Raw genomic sequence first — 18,929 nt, forward strand, 5'->3', positions numbered from 1 at the left:
TGTTCAAACCGTAGGTCAGGTCGAGCGCAGCGAGCCCTGACCTACGGATTCAGCCCGCCAAAGTCGGGTAGAGCTTCGCGGCCGTACCGCCGAACACCCAGGCGCGGTCGGCGTCCGACAGGCTGGCCAGACCGGCCTCGGCATCGGCCTTGATCTCCGCCAGCGTGCCGGGAGAGGTGGGGAAGTTGGAGCCCCAGGCCAGACGGTCGGCACCGAACGACGCCACCAGCTTGGGGAAAAAGGTCTCGGCACTGGCCTTGCCCTTCTTCACATCTCCGAAGATGCGCGGGGTCAGCTTCAGGTAGATGTTGGGCAGGGCTGCCAGCTCGAACAGGCTATCGGCATTGGCATAGGGCGGGCCGTCCAGCACGTCGGGCCGGCCCAGATGGTCCATGATGATGGCGACGTTGGCGAAGCGCTTGGCCAGCATCGTCATCTGCGGCAGCCCGATCGGTCCCGTCTGGATGCACATGGGCAGGCCTAGTTCGCCCAGCAGGTCCCAGGCCTTGAAGGCGCGGGGATCCTCCAGTTCGGCCGGATCGAAATCCTTGGTGGAGCCGCCGGTGAAGACGCGCAGGCCCTTCAGTCCCCTGGCCGTCCATGACCGGATCACGTCTGGCGCATCATCGGCCACCATATCGACCGACCCGACGGCCACGAGGCGATCCGGATAAAGGTTGCAGCCATCGACGACGTAGCTGTTATCGAAGCCGTAGGTGGTGGAGGAATGCACGACGGCCGCCTTGGCCACGCCCGCCGCGTCCATGGCAGCGATCAGGCTTTCCACCGTGTTCGGCCGTTCCTGCGACCAGTCGGAGCGCTTGCCGAACAGTGGCGACGGCGGATAGCGCGTCTCGTCATCCGAAATGATGTGTGGGTGGATATCGAAATAGTCCATTTGTTTTCCTCCCGGAATTATTGGCCGCGCGCCTTCAGCAGCGCATCGAGGCGCGGATAGACGCGGCGCGCATTGCCTTCGAAAATCGCGTGCCGGTCGGCGTCGCTGAGGTCCAGGCAGGCATCGACATAGCGCTTGGTATCGTCGAAATACTGGTCGGTATTCGGGTCCTTGCCGCGCACTGCACCAATCATTTCGGAACCGAACAGGATGTTGCTGGTCGGCACGACATGGGTCAGCAGCTGCACGCCCGGATGGTGATAGACGCAGGTGTCGAAGAACACATTGTTCAGCAACCCTTCCAGCGGGCGCTTGGCCAGTTCCAGCGACATGCCGCGATAGCGGCCCCAGTGATAGGGCACGGCCCCGCCGCCATGCGGGATGATGAAACGCAGGCTGGGGAAATCCTTGAACAGGTCGCCCTGCACCAGCTGCATGAACACCGAGGTGTCGGCGTTCAGGTAATGCGCGCCCGTGCCATGGAAGTTGGGATTGCACGACGCCGCCACATGGATCATGGCCGGCACGTCCAGCTCGCACAGCACCTCGTACAGCGGGTACCATTCCCGGTCGATCATGGGCTTGCCGGTCCAGTAACCGCCCGTGGGATCGGGGTTCAGGTTGCAGCCCACGAACCCCATCTCCTCCACGCAGCGGCGCAGTTCAGGGATGGAATTCCTCGGCGGGGCCAGCGGCGATTGCGGCAGCTGGCAGACCGGCACGAAATTGTCCGGATAAATGTCGCAGACGCGGCGCACCAGATTGTTCGACACCTCCGCCCATTCCAGGCTGGTGCGCTCATCGCCCAGATGGTGGCTCATCAAACCGGCGATGGGGGAGAACAGGGTCAGGTCGCTGCCGCGCTCCTGCTGCAACCGCAGCTGCCCACCGCCCACGCCCTCATGGATCTGCTCATCGGTGACGATACAGTCCGACAGCTTGGGCGCGTTCAGCGGGTCATTGGCGAATTCCACCTGTCTGGACCGCCAGTCGCGGAAGGATTGCGGCACCGTGGTGAAATGACCATGACAGTCGATGATCATGGGAACTCCTTGGATTTCAGCAGGTACCGGACAAGGTCGATTACTTATCAAAGAGATAAGCCCCGGGGAAAAACGGGTCCGCCGAACGGGCCGGCGGACCCCAGTTCCAGCCCGGGAGGGGGATCACACCTTGGCCGGATCGAAGAACAGCTCATCCAGCGACATGCGGCGCGGGGTCAGGCCCTGCTTGAAGGCGGTTTCCTCCAGTGCCTGGACGGTCTGAATGTTGGCATCCATTCCATAAGGCAACGGGTCATTACCGACCAGCTGCTGGAGCTTGGCGTACCGCTTGTCGGACGCGCTGTTGGCCTCGCCGCTGTTCAGCTTGGAAAGCCAGCCCTGCTTGGCCTCATCGAACGCCTCATAGATGGCCTTGGCCACCCAGGGGTTCTCCTTCAGCACGCTTTCGCGGACCACGATGGTGCCGTGCATGGGATAGACACCGGTGCGGCGATAATAATCCCATTCCAGCGCCTCGGCATTGGGCAGCAGATCGGGGAAATCCACATCGACTTCCTTCCAGCCGCCGGTCGGGTTGCCGGTGCGGCCCACGCCGGCATTGCCGCCGAAGCCCGCGGCCAGGTCGCCGGCCTGGATCATGTCGTAAAGCGAGCTTCCTTCCGGCACATGTTCGACATTCGACGGCAGCTTCAGCTGCGTCACATGTTCCTCGTCATCGACGACCCAGGTGACCTTGGAGCAATCCACACCCAGATCCTCCATCAGCGCCTGGCGCGTCCAGGCGCCGGTGGTGACGGAATAGGCGCGCACACCGACCTTCCGGCCTTCCAGATCCTTGGGCTCCCGGATGCCGGCATCGGGGCGGACCAGCAGGCCGGAATGGTGGAACTTGCGCAACACGAAGATCGGCGGGGCCACGAAGGGCGCGCCATAGGCGCGGGCAATGATGTAGGTGGTGGGGGCCAGTTCGCAGACATCGAATTCCACATCGCGCACCATGCGGCGGAAGGCGGCGATCTGCGGATGGATGGTCAGGAAGTTGCCTTCCACGCCGTCGACCCGGATGGAACCGTTGCGCACGGCCGAGGTGTGCGGCATCTCGGCGACGGCGAAGGTGAGCGGCAGTTTCTGGGTCACTTGGGGTTCACTCCCTTGGAATGGTCTGATCTCTTCGGGTCACTTGGGAACATTGTCGCGCGCGGCGGGGGGCAGGCGTCAATTCGCCGGGCGAACTTCCTGTCGTGCAGGGCGCGTTTTCAATCAGCGGCTGGTCCGGGGCAGGCCCAGCGGATTGCCTTCCCGCAACGCGGCCAGCAGCAGGGCATCGGGTGTGTTCTGGTAACAGACGGGGCGCAGGAAGCGGTCGATGGCCATCGACCCGACCGACGTGGTGCGCACATCGCTGGTCGCCGGGTACGGCCCGCCATGCACCATGGCGTCGCATACCTCCACGCCCGTACCGAACCCGTCGAACAGGATGCGCCCGGCCTTGCGTTCGATCAGCGGCAGCAGGTCGGCGGCCATTGCCTGGTCATCCGTGCCCTCGGCATGGATGGCGATGGTCAACTGCCCTTCCAGGGCTGCCAGCACCGACCACAGTTCCACCGCGTCACGGCAACGGACCAGCAGCGAACAGGCGCCGAACACCTCCTCATGCAATTCCGCATGGGCCAGAAAATCCGCCGCCGACACGCCAAACAAAGCGGCCCGGCAGACCCAGCCGTCACCCACCGGCCCTTCGGCCAGTCTCGTTACGGCGGGATGCGCGAACAGGCGCTGCACGCCAGTGCAATAGGCGCGGTGAATGCCTTGGTTCAGCATGGTGGCGGGCGCGGATGCTGTGATCGCCTGCGCGGCACCGGCGACAAACGCCTCCAACCCCGGCCCTTCGATGGCCAGCAGCAATCCCGGATTGGTGCAGAACTGCCCGGCCCCCAGGGTCAGGGCCCCGACAAAGGCTTTGGCCACCGCCTCCCCCCGCCGGCCCAGCGCACCGGGCAGCAGGATCACCGGGTTGATGCTGCTCATCTCCGCATAGACGGGGATAGGCTGTTTCCTGGCCTGGGCGATCGACATCAGGGCCGTGCCACCGGCCCGCGAACCGGTGAAGCCCACGGCCTGGATGCGCGGATCGGTCACCAGCCCGGCACCGATCTCCGCACCATTGCCGAACAGCATGGAGAAGACACCTGCCGGCAGGCCGCAAGCCGCAACGGCCCGCGCCACCGCCTTGGCCACCAGCTCCGATGTGCCGGGGTGCGAGGAATGGGCCTTCACCACCACCGGACAACCGGCCGCCAGGGCCGACGCCGTGTCACCGCCGGCGACGGAGAAGGCCAGCGGGAAGTTGCTGGCCCCGAACACCGCCACCGGACCCACCGGCACCAGGGACAGGCGGATATCGGGCCGCGGTGGCGTGCGATCCGGCAAGGCCTGATCGATGCGCAGGTCCAGATACGCGCCCTCCCGCAAGGTCCGGGCGAACAGGCGCAGCTGGTTGGTGGTCCGGCCCAGTTCCCCTTCCAGCCGGGGGCGTGACAGGCCGGTTTCGGCCATGGCCCGTTCCACGATGGCGGCACCATCCTGCGCCAGTTCATCGGCGATCCGTTCCAGGAACAGGGCACGGTCGGAAGGGGCCAACGTACGGAAGGGGGCGAAGGCGTCATCGGCCGCGGCACAGGCCCGGTCCAGGTCGTCCCGCGTCGCGGCGGGGAAATCGGGTGCCATCGCCACCCCGGTGGCGGGATCAACGGCCCGGATGGCCGGGCCCTCGCCCCGCACGGCACGGCCCGCCAGGATCATTTCACCGGATACGGACATGTTCGCTCCCCTCGGGCTTGTCGTTCCCGTTCACGAACCATGACTTACGCCCGCCCGGCCCCGACAGACCCCCAGGAAGATTGAGAAGGGTGATAAGTTTTTTGCAGAGCGCATATGGCGATGCGGAAAAATCGAAGGCTACAGATCATTTCTGCCAATTGCGTCCCAGCCTCGGCAGGGTCGCAGAAAACCCGGCAGCTTCAACGGTTTGATACAGATAATTCCGCAGAATCCCGCCACTTGCCAGGACGTCCCAAAGCTCTCCGCGGGCCTGGAATCGGTAAATTCCCATGCTGCGACGCAGCATCGAAAATGCGTTCCACCCCTATAAGAAATTCAATATGGTGACATTCAGGGAGGACAGAACATGCCAGACAATCCGGGCCAGCGCCTGGACGCGATCAGCTTCCGCCAGCTGCGCCTGTTCGAAAGTGTGGGCCGCCTGAACAGCGTGCGGCGCGGGTCGGAGGAATGCAATCTCTCCCAGCCGGCGGTCACCCAGGCCCTGGCGAAGCTGGAACAGCTGATCGGCATCGACCTGTTCGAACGACGGGCCAGCGGTTCCTATCTGACACCGCCCGGCGACATCCTCTATGCCCGTGTCATCCGCATGTTCAAGCAGCTGGCAGATGCGCTGTTCGACCTGGAGGTGCCGGGCGGACAGGTGGGGGCCGATGCCGTCGTCCATCGCCTGACCCGGTCGCAGGTGCGCAGCCTGGTGGCGATCATCGACCATGGCTCCTTCGCCGCCGCCTCCATCGCGCTGCAGATCACCGAGGCGTCATTGCAGCGTGCGGCCCGCGACCTGGAAGGCAATCTGCGCAAGAATATCTTCTACCGCTCGGCCGAGGGGGTGATGGTCACGCCGGCCGGCATCGCCTGTGGCCGGCGGATGAGCCTGGCCTTGCAGGAGATCGACTGGGCCATCAACGAGATCGACGTGGCCCGCGATATCGGCGAAAGCCGCATCACCATCGGCGCCCTGCCCTTTGGCGGCAGCGTGCTGTTGGCCTCCGTCCTGGATGAATTCCTGGCGACCCAGACCAAGGTGGATGTGCGCATCGCCACCGAAGGCGCGTCGGAGATGATGCAGCGCCTGCGCGAGGGCAAGGTGGATCTGGTCATCGGCCTGACCCAGGAAACGATGGGCGACAATCTGGTCAGCCAGACCCTGGCCGAAACGCCGTACGAGGTGGTGGGACGGCGCGGCCACCCGCTGGTGGAAAAGGGTCAGGTCACGCGCGACGACCTGATCCGGTACGATTGGGTGGTTGGCAGCCAGGGGTCGAGCCGGCGCAAATGTTTCGACGGGCTGTTCGCCAACTGCCCCAAGCCGCGCACGCCGGTCGCCACCAGCGCCCTGCCCGTCATCCGCCATCTGCTGGCCGGCAGCGACCGGCTGACGCTGATGACGGCGTACGAGCTGCAATATGAAAGCATGCTGGTGCCGGTGCCCATCGATGTGCGCTTGCCCTGCCCCACCATCGGCATCACGACGCGCGCCGACTGGCTGCCCACCGCCCTGCACAAGGATTTCATCAATCTGGTGAAATCCCGCGTCAGCACCCGCTCCATCATGGCAACGGCGCGTTCCGCCGCTTGAGCCTGAGGGCGCACAAACCCTCAACCCTTCAAAAACGCCACGCTGGTCGGCAGGGTGACGGACAGGGGCTGGCCGGACGGTTTCAGCCGGCCCGTGCGTGCGTCGCGGCGGAACAGGGTGATGCTGTTGCTGCCCTGGTTGGTGGCCAGCAGCCACTTGTCCTTCGGGCCCAGGCGGAAGCTCCACGGCACCTTGCCGCCGCTGGGCACGCGCTGCACCTCCCGCAGGGTGCCGTCGCGCTTCACCGCATGGACGCCGATCATGTTCTCCCCACGGGTGGAGGTATAGATGAACCGTCCATCGGCGCTGATGGCGATCTCCGCCCCCTTCACCGCATCGGCCTCGTCATCCGTGCCGGTGGCCAGCGATTGCAGCAGGGTCAGCCCGCCCGTCTTCGCACCCTGTTTATAGACCCAGATGACGGGGCTGAATTCGTACAGCAGATAGACGAAGCGGCCCTTGGGATGCAGGGCGACATGACGCGGCCCCGTGCCGGGTGGCAGCGACACGGACGGCACATTCGCCGGGGCCAGGGTTCCGGCCTTGGCGTCATAGCGATAGACGAACAGCTTGTCCGCCCCCAGATCCGGTACGAACAGGTATCTGCCGCCCGCCTCCAGCGCCACGCCATGGGCGTGCGGCGATGTCAGGCGGGGCTTCGGCCCGGTGCCGGCATTCTGCACGCTGCCGGTGGGGGCCGACAGCGTGCCATCGGCCGCCACAGGCACCGCCCCCACCGTGCCGGAGCGGAAATTGGCGGTGAACACGGCCTTGCCCTTGGCATCAAAGGCCAGATGCGTGGCCCCCGCACCGGCAGAATCGGCGCTTGAGAAGGCCGTCAGGCGTCCATCGGCCCCGTCGGTGCGCAGGGCGATGACCCGTCCCCGCGTCTCGTTGCCCGCCTTGTCGTCGCTGGCGGCATAGAGCAGCGGTTTGGTCGGGTGCGCCTCCACCCAGGTCGGCCGCTCCAGCTCCGCCGCCAGGCCGACAAGGCAGAGCGTGCCCTGCTTCTCATCCAGCCGGGCGGTGAACACACCCTGCCCCGGCCCGCTGCCCTGGGTGCCGATATAGAAGTCCGTGCCCTCGCAGGCCCCCGCCATTCCCGGCCCGCCCAGGACCAGCAGCGACAGAAGACCCATCCGCCACGCGCCCTTGCGCCTTGGGTTGCCCATCATGCCCTCCCTTGTTGTTGTTTATTTTCCGGCCTTCAGCTCACCATCGAACAGCGCCAGCAGCGTCCGCCAATGATGCTCCGCCTCCGCCGGGTCATGGACGGCCGTGTCATCGGGCACCCAGCCATGATGGGCCGGACGGGTCTCCACGACATGGCGCACGCCGGCCCTGGACAGTGCCCGTTCCAGCAGCGCCTTCTGCGCATCGTCGAAATTGGCATCCTCGATGGCGCCGGCCACATAAACACGGGCCTTGATCCTGTCCGCCAGCAGATGCGGGCTGCCGGGCGCGTCTGTCGCCAGCCCGCCGCCATGATAGGAGGTGGCGGCCGCGATCTGGTCGGGGAAGGTTCCCGCCGCAACCAGCGCCAGCCGTCCGCCCATGCAATAGCCGACCACGCCCACCGGCCCGGCCTGGATCTCGGCCCGCGTCCCGATGAAGGACAGCAGTGCTTCGGTATCCGCCATCACTGCCTTGGGCGTGGCCGGCACCATGTATTTCTCCCGGTGCGCCTAGCGCAGGGCGGGATCGGCGAAGGTGATCTTGGGATCGACCGGTTCATAGGGACCGGAACGGTAGAACAGGTCCGGCAGCAGCACGGCATAGCCCGATGCCGCCAGCCGCTTGGCCATGCGGTGCAGGGCCGGGCGGATGCCGGGCCCGTCCATATAGAGGATGACGCCCGGCAACGGCCCCGGCCGCCCGGCCGGCAGATGCAGCCATACCGGGCAGACACCGTCCCTGGTCGTGATCTCGATGCTTTCCATTCATTGGCACCTTTGCCGCTTGCATTGGGGCAGAGGTTATTTCAGCGATGGCATCGGCGGCCATAGAAGTTCGGCTGCGGTTGATTGAATCCGGTTTATACCAATTCCCGATGAGTTGGGCTCATTGGGAATTGGTTCGGCGGCGACCGCCGCCGCGCGCCACATGGCGCGTAGCCAAACCGCCGGATGGCGGTGCCGGCGATTGAGGCCGGTGATCGGCTACGATCACCGGGAAATGGTATTACGCCTGCGCCCGCCTGCGGCGGGTTTCCCAGCCTTTCTTCGCCGCCGCCGACCGCGTAGCATGGCTCTGGCTGGAACCGCTGATATGTCCGCCCTTGCGGGAGGAGGCATGGTTGTCCGGCTTGCCGCGGCCGGAGCCGGACTTGTTGCCACCACCGGATTCCTTGTTCACGGTGGCCCAGGCCCGGCTCTCCGCCTCTTCATGGCTGACGCCGCGCGCCTCATAACCATCGCGGATATGGGCGGCCTTGCGCTTCTGCTTGTCGGTATAGCTGGATTTGTCGCCGCGGGGCATGGTGCTTCTCCATCCTGGCCAGTCACCAGGGAAGAACACCCGGCCGGGCCGCCGCGTTCCCGACCCGCACGCTCAGCCCTGACCCGACACGAAGCTCCCATACCGGCCGTCCATATAGACCAGCGGGTTGATGGGGCTGAGATCGATCACCTCCAGCACCTCCCCGATGAACACGCCATGGGTGCCATGGGTCATGTTCGCCACGTTGCGGCAGAAGAAGCTGGCCTGGGCGTCCGCCAGATAGGCATGGCCAAGGGCCGATTGCCGCCAGTCGCCGATGGCGAACCGTGCCTCCCCCTTCTCCTTGCCTGAACACAGGGCGGAGATGTCGGCCTGATGCGCGGCCAGGATGTTGATGCAGAAATCGGCGCCCTGTGACAGCGGCTCGAACAGGCTGGCCGTCTTGTTCACGCAGATCAGCATGGAGGGCGGGTCCATGCTGAGTTCGCTGACCGCCGTCGCCGTCATGGCGTGGCGTTGACCACCATGCTGGCAGGTGATGACCACGACGGCTTTGGCCAGGCTGCGCAACCCCTTGCGCAATGCTGCGGCGACCAGGGCCGGGCCATGGGCGGTGATGATGTCAGTAGGCATCGATTTCCCTCAAGGCTGCGGCCGCCTCGCGCCAGCTGTCGGCCCCGGCCGGCAGACCGGCATAGAGCGTAGCATGCAGAAGGATCTCGCGGATCTCCTCTTTGGTCACGCCATTGGCGATGGCCCCCTTCACATGGTTGCGCAGCTGGGCCGGGCGGGTCTGCCCCACCAGGATGGCGATGGTCAGCATGGACCGCAGCTTCAGCGACAGGGTCGGCCGGCTCCACACCTCACCAAAGCAGATGCGGGTGACGGCATCCTGCAGGGGCATGGTGAAATCATCGGCGTCGATCAGGCTTTTCATGCCTTCGGCACCGAAAATCTGTTCGCGCAGCGCCCGGCCGCGTTCCGCGGCCTCGGTATCGTGGGACGAACTCATGCTGTCTCCTCCTTGTCGTTGGGCCACAGATGCGGCCTTATTGCCTGGGCCGCCGCCTTCATGACGCGGGCGGCAGCGGGTGACATGGCGATCGCGCGCAGGAAGCCATGGATCATGCCGGGTGCCGTCAGCACCTCCGCCGCCACGCCGGCCATGCACAGACGGTCGGCATATTCGTCGCCCTCGTCACGCAGCGGGTCGTATTCGGCCCCGATCAGCAGGGTCGGTGGCAACAGGCCCAGGTCCGGTACCGACAGCGGCGGCGGATGGAACGGCTCCACCTCCTGCGACGACCGGTAAAGCCGGACGAAATCCTCCACCCGCTGGGCGGACAGCAGCGGATCGCGCCCCCGCAGATACGAAGGCCGGCCGGGCGTCAGCGCATAGGCGCCGTACATCAGCAATTGGCAGACCGGCCGGATGGGCAAGCCGCCATCGCGTGCCATCATCGCCGTGACGGTGGCGAACAGGGCCCCGACGCTGTCCCCCGCCACCGCGATACGACCGGCATCGACACCCAGCAACCCGGCCTGGGCAACGAACCACTGGAACGCGGCGAAACAATCCTCCTGCGCCGCGCGGTAGCTGTTCTCCGGCAGGCGGCGATATTGCACGCCGACCACGACGGCACCCGTCTCCTCCGCCAGCCCCTGGGCCACGACGTCGAAGCTCTCGACACTGCCGAAGGCGAAGCCGCCACCATGGAAATAGCAGATGCCCGGCCGCTCCACCCCGCGGCCGGGATGCAGAATCGTCACCGCGATCTCCCGCCCCGGCGCCACGATGAAGCTGACATGCCGCCTCAATCCCGCCGCCGGGGGCCGTGCAAAGGCATCGGCGCCCAGGTCGGAGGCCAGGCGGCCCCCGGCCAGCGTGCCGCCGGCCGGGGATTGCGCCGCGCGGAAGGCCTTCAGATAGGCCTCCATCCCCTCCGCCAGGGAAACCGGCGCCTCTGTCACGGAAGCCTGCGCGCTCAGGCGAATGCCTCGTACCGTATGTCGGGCGCATTGACCGACAGTTCGGCCAGCCGGGGCATCACCTCCCTGGCGAACAGGGACAGGTTATCCACCGTCTCGTCATGTTCCAGCGTGCCGGCCTGGCCCATCATCAACAGATTGCCGAACCCGCCGACATCGGCATAGAAGCGGCTGATCTGGGCGAACACCTCGTCGGGCGTGCCCACGAACATCAGGCCGGCATCAATATATTGCTCGATGGTCGGGTCGGACGGCAGCGGGCTGCCGTCGCGCAGGCGGGGGCGGATGGCATTGGGCCCCGCTTTCAGCAGGCGCACATTGTCCTTGACCGAGGCGAAGCCCGGCGGATTGCGGAATTGCGGGTCCAGGCGGGCCGCCGTGGTGAAATAGCCCTTCATCTTCTCCGCCCGCGCGAACGCCGTCTTGCGGTCATTGGCCACGGAGACCAAGCCCAGATAGCCCAGCCGGTCTTCCGACGCCGGCTTGCCATGCGCCTCCTGATAGGCTTTGCGATAGGCATCGAACACCGACCGTGCCACGGCACCGGACAGGAAGGTGGCGCAGACATAGCCCAGCTTGGCCTGCTGCACGGCACTGGACCCGCTGGACGCCGTCATCCAGATCGGCGGTGTGGGCTGCTGGATGGGGCGCGGCCACAGACTGATGGCGCGGTAATTGAAGAACTCCCCATCCCAGGAGAAATTCTCGCCCTGGTTGGTCAGCGCCTCCCTGATCAGGTCATGCGCCTCCCAGAACCGTTCCATGAAGCGGACCGGCTGGCGGTTGGACATGAACACCTCGTACGCCGCACCCTTGACCAGCCCGACCTCCAGCCGGCCGTTGGAGATGACGTCGGCCATGGCGATCTCTTCGGCAACCCGCACCGGGTTGGCGCGGTTGCCAATGGGAATGCCGAGCGCCAGCAGGCGGGCGCGCTTCGTCTGCCGGGCCAGGATGGCGAGCGTGGTCATGCAGGAGGTCGACATGCAGGTCGCCGCGGCATGATGCTCGTTGATCATGATGTTGAAGCCCAGCTCGTCGGCCAGGACATATTCATCCAGATAGCGGTTGATCAGCCGCCCCGCCTCGACCGGGTCGCAATGGTTCTGCGGCAGGGTGATGCGCATTGGCCCCGGCACCTCGAAGGCGGGATGATAGGCCTGTTCGCTGAATTGCCAGACTTTCATGGTTTTGTTCCTTTGTTCCCTCAGGCGCCGGGCGCCCACATGCGTGGGCTCGGGCTTACGGCACCACGAGGTGCCGCGGCGGCAATCGCCGCCGGAGCGGGAAAACCCGCTCTAAGCAGCCGTCGCAACGGCGCGTTGAACGAAATTCTCGATAGCGGTGGCCGCCACGTCGGGACGGTCGACATAGATGCGGTGGCCGCAGCCTTGGATGGTCTCGAACCCGGCACCCGGGATCAGGGCGGCATAGTCGCGGCCATAGTCCAGGGATGCGATGGCATCTTCCTCACCCCACAGCACCAGGGTGGGCGTGGTGACCCGGTGCAGGCGGTAGCGCAGTTTGGGATTGCACATATAGGGCGACCAGCCGAACAGCATCGTCGCCTCGGCATTGCGCACCCGGCGTTCCAGCACATGGTCGGGCAGGGAGGACAAGTCCAGCTTCGGTGCCGGCGTCACCTGCGACTGGCGTTCCACCGTGCCGCCATCCTGCACGAAGATATCCACGACCTTGCGCGTCTTGCGGTTCGCCGTCTCGATCCCGAACGGTGCACCCAGCACGGAAAGTGCGATGCGGCCATTGTTCTTGACCAGCATCTCCGCCGCGACCCAGCCGCCGAAGGAAAAACCGGCAAGCACGACATCGCGCAGGTCCAGTTGCTCCAGCAGGTCGAGATAGAAATAGCCGATATCATCGACCGTGGAGAAGGAACGCGGCAAGTCGGAGCCACCGAAACCCGGATGGGACGGGGCATGGACCGTGTAGGTGGCGGAAAGCCGGTCGATCAGGGGGGCGAGCGCTTCGACCCCATCCATGCCGTGCAGTAGCAGCAGGGGCCTGCCCTCGCCTTTCACCAGCATTTCCAGACGCACATCACCCACTTGCAGGAACCGCGTTCCGGAAGGGGAAAGGGCGTCCGCCGCTTCGCTATTCATCCGCCATGACCTTTCTTGAACGCTTTTGCGCATGATTGACGATGCCCAATTACTGGCCGGGGGAAGGCTTTACCGTCCAATTCTTTGTCTTGCAGAACCGATGCCGGCGCGTTATCAATTGCCCATGGAACTCCGCCATCTCCGTTATTTTCAAGCAGTTGCACGCGAGGAGCACTTCGGTCGCGCCGCGCAGGCGATCCGTATTGCCCAGCCGGCGCTGACCCGTCAGGTCCGCGATCTGGAGGAGGAGTTGGGCGTGCAGCTGTTCGAACGGCTGCCGCGCGGCGTGCGCCTGTCACCGGCGGGCCGGGCGTTCCTGGAGGATACCAACGCCATCCTGGAGAAGCTGCAGCGCTCCGTGGCGCGGGCCAAGAGCTATGCCACCGGCCATGTCGGATCGGTCCAGATCGGGTTCAGCGAGATCGCGTCCCGCCATCCTGAAATCCCGGCCAAGCTGCTGCAATTCCGCCTGGACGAGCCCATGGTGGAACTGAACCTGCTGCCGATGAGTTCGATGAACCAGATCGACGGGTTGCGCAACGGCACCGTCGATGTGGCCATCGTCTATGACATCCATCTGTCGGATGAGCATCTGGGCGTGCTGGATAGCTGCGAGCTGGGCAGCAGCGACATCGTCCTGGCACTCTATGAGGACCATCCGCTGGCGCAAAAAACCATCCGCCTGCAGGATCTGGTCGACGAACGCTTCATCTTTCCCGCCCGCAAGCCGCAGCCCCGCTATTTCGACCGGCTGATGCAGGCCTGCCTGGCACACGGCTTCTCGCCCAACATCGTGCAGGAAACGGCCACGGACAGCATCCTGCTCTCCCTGGTCGCCGTGGGCATGGGCATCGGCTTCACCCAGAAGACCGGCGGTGTTCCGCGCCAGGGCGTGGTGCTGCGTGAGGTGGAGGACCTGGACGTATCCTTCCGCCTGCACCTGGCCTGGCGCAAGTCCGATCCCTCGCCGGCCGTGCTGCGGTTCGTCAGCGCGATGGGTTGAGTTCGGCGCTGCGAAGTTCCCTATACGCCGCCAGCAGTTCCTGCTTGTCCATCACGCCCAGCTTGCAATAGGCGCGGCGGCGGTAGGTGATGATGCTGGACAGGGTCAGGCCCGTCTCGGCCCCGATCTCGCCCTGTGTCCGGCCCAGGATGAAGCCAGCGGCCACCTCCGCCTCCCGCGCACTCAGGCCCGCCTCGGCAGCCAGCAGGGCTCGTTGCACCTCTGACGGCGTATCATCACCGGGCCGGCAGGTGGAAAGCTCGACATGGCGCGACAGGGACGCCATCAGGACCGGCGCCAGTGCCTCCAGCCGTGCGATGTCCCCCGGCCGGAAGGCACCGTCCGATGCCGCGCGATAGCCGTTGGCCACCAGCGGCCGCGACCCGCCCGACAGGATGCTCAACCGCTCCCCGATACCGCCACGGTCGTAACAGGCACGGCGGTAATCCGGATCGGCGATGTCGCCGGCACGGGTCCGGACCACGCTGACGCCGGGAACCATCCGACGGACTGCATTGTCGCTGCGCCAGTAGCGGCTTCTATAGGCCATGGAGGCCGTGCGGGCGAAGTCCGGCACGCCCCGGCAAACGCCCTCGGCAAACAGGGTCTGGGGCGCCCCCTGCCCCGCATACCCGAAGGCGGAGAACAGCCGGGCGCCGCACAGCCCCTCCAGTGTCGCCAGGAAGCGGGCCGGGAATTCCGGTGCCCCGACCGTGGCCACCATGCCGGCCAGCATGCCGATATCGTCACGCATTGTCCTTCTCCTGTCCTCCCGGCGGGGGGACGAAACCCGCCCGCATCCGCCCTATGATGGATCGAACCAAATCCAGGGAGCCGACGCCATGTCCACGCCACCGCCGATCAAGGGCCTTTACCACTACGCCTATCCCTGCCGCGATGCGGAGGAGACGCGGCATTTCTATGAGGATATCCTGGGCCTGCCGCTGGTCAATTGCATGACCGCCGACCGGGTGCCCAGCACGGGCGAGGAAAAGCCCTATGCCCATATGTTCTTCGCCATGCGGGACGGGTCCTACATCGCGTTTTTCGACCTGGGCGAAAACCAGATGCCGGAACCGTCACCCAACACGCCCGGCTGGGTACAGCATTTCGCGATGGAGACCGGGTCGGTGGACGATGTGCTGTCCATGCGCGACCGGCTGAAGGCGCATGGGGTGGAAGTCCTGGGCCTGGTCGATCACGAATTCGTGAAATCCATCTATTTCTTCGATCCCAACGGCCTGCGGTTGGAGGTCACCACGCGGACGGAGAGCCCCACGTATCTGGCCGATGCCGCACGGTCGGCACGGGGCGATCTGGACAAGTGGACGGCGGATAAGGCGGCGCGGTTGGCGCGAAGAGGGTGATCACCCCCTCATAAACGCTCTCTCAACCGTCACCCCGGCGAAAGCCGGGGTCCAGCGTAAGGCGCGGTCAGCGCCGATAGAGTCATGTCGCGGCTATCGCCGCTGACGCTGGATCCCGGCTTTCGCCGGGATGACGGTTGATGTTGATTGGAAAACTTACAGCCCAAACCTACGCTTAAAACCCCTTCCGCCGGCTCCAGTCCAAAATCAGCCCCATGCAGGTCTCCAGATGCTCGGGCTGGCCGATATAGTAATGGGTGGCCCCGACGATGCGGTGATACTCCTTGTCCGGTGTCGCCAGTGCCGCCCAGATGGCCGGGTTATGCGCCGCCGGGACGGCATCGTCAGCCGTGTTCTCGATTTGCAGCACCGGCGTGCGGTGGATCTTGGCGGCGTTCATCGGCCCCTTGGCGTTGGACAGGTCATAGCTCCACTGGCTGAGCCATGACCGCAAGGTGCAGAAGCGGGCCAGCCCCACCGGGCCGACATTCACCGTGCGCGGATCACCCATATAGGACCAGCCCGGCCGCCGCTCACTGGGCTCGATGGTCGGGTCCAGCCAGCGCACGTCGCACATGGTGCGATGGACGACGAAGGCCCGTTCCTGCTCCGCCCCGCCCCTGGCACGCAGCCGTTCCAGCTGTTCCTGGCACCAGGCGGTGATGCGGCGGTTGCGGGCCACCTGCCGGGCGCGGAATGCGGCGATGAAATCCGTGCTGAACGGCGCCTTGTTGGGGCATTCGTCGGCATAGATGTCGAACTCGATGTCGCGCCGGTCGGGGTCAAGCTCGTCGATCACCGACGGGTCGAGCCATTCGGTCAGCGTCTCCGCCCGTGACAGATGGGCGGCGATGAAGATCACCCCGTCGGCGGGCGACAATCCGGCCGTCGTCAGGTCCACCGCGTCACCGGCCGGCGTATGGGTGATGGTCGGCTTCTCCGCCTGCGCCTGATAGAACAGCGACAGCGACCCGCCGCCCGACCAGCCGACCAGCACCACCCGCTCGTACCCCAGAACCTCGCGCGCATGGGCGATCCAGCGGCCCAGATCGATGGCCACCTTCTCCATGATCAAAGCACTGTCATTGCGCGGATAGCGGCTGGCCGCGCACAGCACATGCAGCCCCCGGTCGGCCAGCGCCATCGGCATGGGCAGCAATTGCAGCGTGGAGGTCGGGTGCATGAACACATAGACCGTGCGGGCCCGCGATCCGGCCGGGCACAGCAACTGCCCCTCCAGATTGACCTTGCCCGAATTGCCCGCAAACCCGTAGGTCTCGCTGAAACCCCTGATATCGGGGAAGCTCACCACCTGCGGGTGTCGCACCCAGGCTGTCGTCTGAGACATTTTCCCTCTCCGAATTTTGTTTCTTTAAAGTGCCGGACGCCCTTGGGCGTTACAGCGGCACCGTCGTCACGTCGTGGCGGAATAGCCACTCATAGCGTTCTGCGACCCGTTGCGGGTCCCATTCCCGGTCCACATAGGCCTGGGCGCCCTCGGCGCTGGCCAGGGCCGGATTGTGGAAGCGCTCGGCATTGGAGGCCGCCCCCTGCACCACCCGTGTGGTGCGCGGGATGCGCGCCGTCTGATAGGCGGTCAACGCCTTGGCATGGTCGGCACCATAGGCCTCCAGCGCGCGGGCCAGCACGAAGCCATCCTCGATCGCCATCGACGCACCCGACGCCAGGAAGGGCAGCATCGGATGCGCCGCATCACCCAGCAGCGTGACCCGCCCCGCCGTCCAGTTCTCCAGCGGCTTGCGCGACAGCAGCGCCCAGCGGAAGGGCTGCGGGATGGCGCGGATATAGGTGTGCACATCCTCATGCCAGCCCGGATAATCGGCCAGGCATGCCTCCACCGTCGACGGGCTGGACCAGCTCTCGGTCTTCCAGTCCTGGTTTTCCACCACGCTGGAGAAATTCATCAAATCGCCGCGCCGGATCGGGTAATTGACGATATGGCCGCCCGGCCCGATCCAGTTGATGCCGACATCGCGCACCAGATGCGCCGGCAGCTTTTCCATGGGGATGACGCCGCGCCAGGCGACGATGCCGGTGAATGCCGCCTGCATCTCCCCGAACAGCTTCTGCCGGATGATGGAATGCACACCATCGGCCCCGACCAGCAGGTCATGCCGCTGTGACGGCTTGCCCGCCAAGGACAGCATCACCCCGCCCGACCATTGCTCCACATCCACACAGCGCGAGGCCAGCTGGATCGCGTCGGGTTTCAGCGCCCGCACCGCCTCGGCCAGCACGGTATGCAGGTCGTTGCGGTGGATGGTGATGTAGGGGGCACCATAGCGCTCCACCGACTGCGGCCCCAGATCGAACAGTTTCCAGGTCTGGCCCGTGCTCCACAGCCGGATTTCCTTGCCTACCGGGCAGAAGGACTGGGCCAGCACCTTGTCCAGGATACCCAACGCGTCGAACACCCGGGTGCCGTTGGCGCTGACCTGCAGCCCGGCCCCGACCTCGCGCAATTCCTCGGCCTGTTCATAGACGGTGACGTCGAACCCACGCTGCAAAAGCGCCAGGGCCGCCGTCAATCCGCCCATCCCCGCCCCGACAATCGCTATCCGCATGTGATCCTCGCTGCATGTTTTGTTATTTGCTAGTGTCGAACATCATTCGTCAATAACACAAGACTCAAATCCTGACCACCGTGCAATGCGCAGATGACGGAACCTCGGTCCTCTGTTACCCATGACGGGAAACCAGCGAGAGTGAGATGCCGATACCGCCCGACGACAGCCTGAATCAGAAGCGCCGCGTGCAGTCGATCGAGGTCGGGTTCCGCGTCATCCGCGTCCTGCAACGGGCGCACGAGCCCATGGCGCTGCGCGACATCGCCAAGGCGGCCGACATGCCCGCCAGCAAGGCGCATCTCTACCTGACCAGCTTCATGCGCGAGGGCCTGGTGGCGCAAAGCGCGCAGTCGGCGCGCTATTCGCTGGGCCCCTACGCCACCGAACTGGGCCTGTCGGCCATCCGCCAGCTGTCGGTGGTGGAGGCCGCCAATCCGGAGATGGCGGAACTGACGGCGCAGACCGGTTGCGCGACATATCTCTCCGTCTTCACCGAATACGGGCCGGCCATCGTGTCCAAGGTGGACGGCAACCGCCAGGGCGCCTTCACCGTGCGGCTGGGCCATGTGCTGCCCATGACCAGTTCGGCCACCGGCCTGGTGTTCCTGGCCTTCCTGCCGCAGGCCCAGACCTATCTGGCCGAGGCCGACACTGAGAAGATGCCCACCGCCGACCAGATCGCCACCGTGCGCCAGCAGGGCTATACGACGACCAGCGGCCTGATCAACGCCAACTTCGCCGCCGTCTCCGCCCCCATCTTCGACTATAGCGACGGCATGGCGGCGGCCCTGACCCTGCTAGGCCCCGACAAGTACCTGACCGGCACCCGCACGCAGCCCTGCATCGACCAGGTCCTGGCCGCCGCGGGGCGCGTTTCGGTGAAGATGGGGGGACGGGTGCGGGCGGCTGGTTAGCCTTTCCTGCCTCCCCCCCCCCGCGAAACTCTTGGGCACCTTCATTGCCACTCTCTCTACCGTCACCCCGACGAAGGCCGGGGCCCAAGTGACAAGCGCTTCGCTCTACGATTTGGGCCCCGGCCTTCGCCGGGGTGACGGTAGATATTGCTGTGAGCCTCACAGCACAAACCTTCGCGGGGAA

General features: G+C 65.6%; 18 protein-coding genes and 1 pseudogene. 4 read left to right on the forward strand and 15 right to left on the reverse strand.

Going from position 1 to position 18,929, the window contains the following annotated elements; genetic code table 11:
* Positions 1 to 49: 49 nt before the first annotated feature.
* The 4 genes from ACM9HJ_RS02590 to ACM9HJ_RS02605 form a co-directional block, all read right to left on the reverse strand.
* The gene (locus ACM9HJ_RS02590) at positions 50 to 898 is read right to left on the reverse strand and encodes an amidohydrolase family protein (RefSeq protein WP_416570113.1); all 849 of its coding nucleotides are present in this window, start codon (positions 896 to 898) and stop codon (positions 50 to 52) included.
* A 17-nt stretch (positions 899 to 915) separates the two neighbouring features.
* Positions 916 to 1,941 (reverse strand): amidohydrolase family protein, encoded by a 1,026-nt coding sequence (locus ACM9HJ_RS02595; protein WP_416570114.1) that lies wholly within the window; start codon positions 1,939 to 1,941, stop codon positions 916 to 918.
* A 123-nt stretch (positions 1,942 to 2,064) separates the two neighbouring features.
* A complete protein-coding gene (locus ACM9HJ_RS02600) occupies positions 2,065 to 3,039 on the reverse strand; it encodes an ABC transporter substrate-binding protein (protein WP_416570115.1) in 975 nt (324 codons plus the stop codon).
* 123 nt (positions 3,040 to 3,162) lie between these two features.
* Positions 3,163 to 4,722: an aldehyde dehydrogenase (NADP(+)) gene (locus ACM9HJ_RS02605; RefSeq protein WP_416570116.1), complete on the reverse strand. Its 1,560-nt coding sequence runs from the start codon at positions 4,720 to 4,722 to the stop codon at positions 3,163 to 3,165.
* 367 nt (positions 4,723 to 5,089) lie between these two features.
* Between ACM9HJ_RS02605 and ACM9HJ_RS02610 the strand changes: the two genes are divergently transcribed.
* Positions 5,090 to 6,325 (forward strand): LysR family transcriptional regulator, encoded by a 1,236-nt coding sequence (locus tag ACM9HJ_RS02610; protein WP_416570117.1) that lies wholly within the window; start codon positions 5,090 to 5,092, stop codon positions 6,323 to 6,325.
* A gap of 20 nt (positions 6,326 to 6,345) precedes the next feature.
* Here ACM9HJ_RS02610 and ACM9HJ_RS02615 read toward each other — a convergent pair whose 3' ends face one another.
* From ACM9HJ_RS02615 to ACM9HJ_RS02650, 8 genes and pseudogenes are all read right to left on the reverse strand, one after another.
* A complete protein-coding gene (locus ACM9HJ_RS02615; protein WP_416570118.1) occupies positions 6,346 to 7,464 on the reverse strand; it encodes a lactonase family protein in 1,119 nt (372 codons plus the stop codon).
* Positions 7,465 to 7,518: 54 nt separating this feature from the next.
* A pseudogene (locus ACM9HJ_RS02620) lies at positions 7,519 to 8,265 on the reverse strand (dienelactone hydrolase family protein).
* Positions 8,266 to 8,506: 241 nt separating this feature from the next.
* Complete coding sequence (locus ACM9HJ_RS02625; protein ID WP_416570119.1) at positions 8,507 to 8,803, reverse strand: hypothetical protein; 297 nt, start codon at positions 8,801 to 8,803, stop codon at positions 8,507 to 8,509.
* 72 nt (positions 8,804 to 8,875) lie between these two features.
* Complete coding sequence (locus tag ACM9HJ_RS02630; RefSeq protein WP_416570120.1) at positions 8,876 to 9,397, reverse strand: flavin reductase family protein; 522 nt, start codon at positions 9,395 to 9,397, stop codon at positions 8,876 to 8,878.
* Entirely contained in the window at positions 9,387 to 9,776 is a 390-nt protein-coding gene (locus ACM9HJ_RS02635) for a carboxymuconolactone decarboxylase family protein (protein ID WP_416570121.1), read from the reverse strand. Before ACM9HJ_RS02635 ends, ACM9HJ_RS02630 begins: the two co-directional genes overlap by 11 nt.
* Positions 9,773 to 10,735, reverse strand: coding sequence for an alpha/beta hydrolase (locus tag ACM9HJ_RS02640; RefSeq protein ID WP_416570122.1), 963 nt, complete (start codon positions 10,733 to 10,735; stop codon positions 9,773 to 9,775). The genes ACM9HJ_RS02635 and ACM9HJ_RS02640 overlap by 4 nt, the downstream gene beginning before the upstream one ends.
* A 14-nt stretch (positions 10,736 to 10,749) precedes the next feature.
* Positions 10,750 to 11,940 carry an LLM class flavin-dependent oxidoreductase gene (locus ACM9HJ_RS02645; RefSeq protein ID WP_416570123.1) on the reverse strand — a complete coding sequence of 397 codons (1,191 nt, stop codon included), beginning with the start codon at positions 11,938 to 11,940 and terminating at the stop codon, positions 10,750 to 10,752.
* A 111-nt stretch (positions 11,941 to 12,051) separates the two neighbouring features.
* Positions 12,052 to 12,873: an alpha/beta fold hydrolase gene (locus ACM9HJ_RS02650; protein ID WP_416570124.1), complete on the reverse strand. Its 822-nt coding sequence runs from the start codon at positions 12,871 to 12,873 to the stop codon at positions 12,052 to 12,054.
* A 100-nt stretch (positions 12,874 to 12,973) separates the two neighbouring features.
* Between ACM9HJ_RS02650 and ACM9HJ_RS02655 the strand changes: the two genes are divergently transcribed.
* Complete coding sequence (locus ACM9HJ_RS02655) at positions 12,974 to 13,876, forward strand: LysR family transcriptional regulator (RefSeq protein WP_416570125.1); 903 nt, start codon at positions 12,974 to 12,976, stop codon at positions 13,874 to 13,876.
* Here the strand turns inward: ACM9HJ_RS02655 and ACM9HJ_RS02660 are convergent.
* Positions 13,860 to 14,630 (reverse strand): helix-turn-helix transcriptional regulator, encoded by a 771-nt coding sequence (locus tag ACM9HJ_RS02660; protein ID WP_416570126.1) that lies wholly within the window; start codon positions 14,628 to 14,630, stop codon positions 13,860 to 13,862. The genes ACM9HJ_RS02655 and ACM9HJ_RS02660 overlap by 17 nt on opposite strands.
* An 88-nt stretch (positions 14,631 to 14,718) precedes the next feature.
* On the opposite strand from ACM9HJ_RS02660, the gene ACM9HJ_RS02665 reads away from it, so the two are divergent.
* Positions 14,719 to 15,243 carry a VOC family protein gene (locus ACM9HJ_RS02665; protein ID WP_416570127.1) on the forward strand — a complete coding sequence of 175 codons (525 nt, stop codon included), beginning with the start codon at positions 14,719 to 14,721 and terminating at the stop codon, positions 15,241 to 15,243.
* Between the two features lie 175 nt (positions 15,244 to 15,418).
* Here the strand turns inward: ACM9HJ_RS02665 and ACM9HJ_RS02670 are convergent, their stop codons facing one another.
* Positions 15,419 to 16,591 carry an alpha/beta hydrolase family protein gene (locus tag ACM9HJ_RS02670; protein ID WP_416570128.1) on the reverse strand — a complete coding sequence of 391 codons (1,173 nt, stop codon included), beginning with the start codon at positions 16,589 to 16,591 and terminating at the stop codon, positions 15,419 to 15,421.
* Positions 16,592 to 16,640: 49 nt separating this feature from the next.
* A complete protein-coding gene (locus ACM9HJ_RS02675) occupies positions 16,641 to 17,828 on the reverse strand; it encodes an FAD-dependent monooxygenase (protein ID WP_416570129.1) in 1,188 nt (395 codons plus the stop codon).
* A gap of 146 nt (positions 17,829 to 17,974) precedes the next feature.
* Between ACM9HJ_RS02675 and ACM9HJ_RS02680 the strand changes: the two genes are divergently transcribed.
* On the forward strand, positions 17,975 to 18,745 hold the full coding sequence (locus ACM9HJ_RS02680; RefSeq protein WP_416570130.1) for an IclR family transcriptional regulator: 771 nt from the start codon (positions 17,975 to 17,977) through the stop codon (positions 18,743 to 18,745).
* Positions 18,746 to 18,929: the final 184 nt, after the last annotated feature.

Source organism: Niveispirillum sp. KHB5.9 (genome assembly GCF_048066115.1).
Taxonomy (GTDB): domain Bacteria; phylum Pseudomonadota; class Alphaproteobacteria; order Azospirillales; family Azospirillaceae; genus Niveispirillum.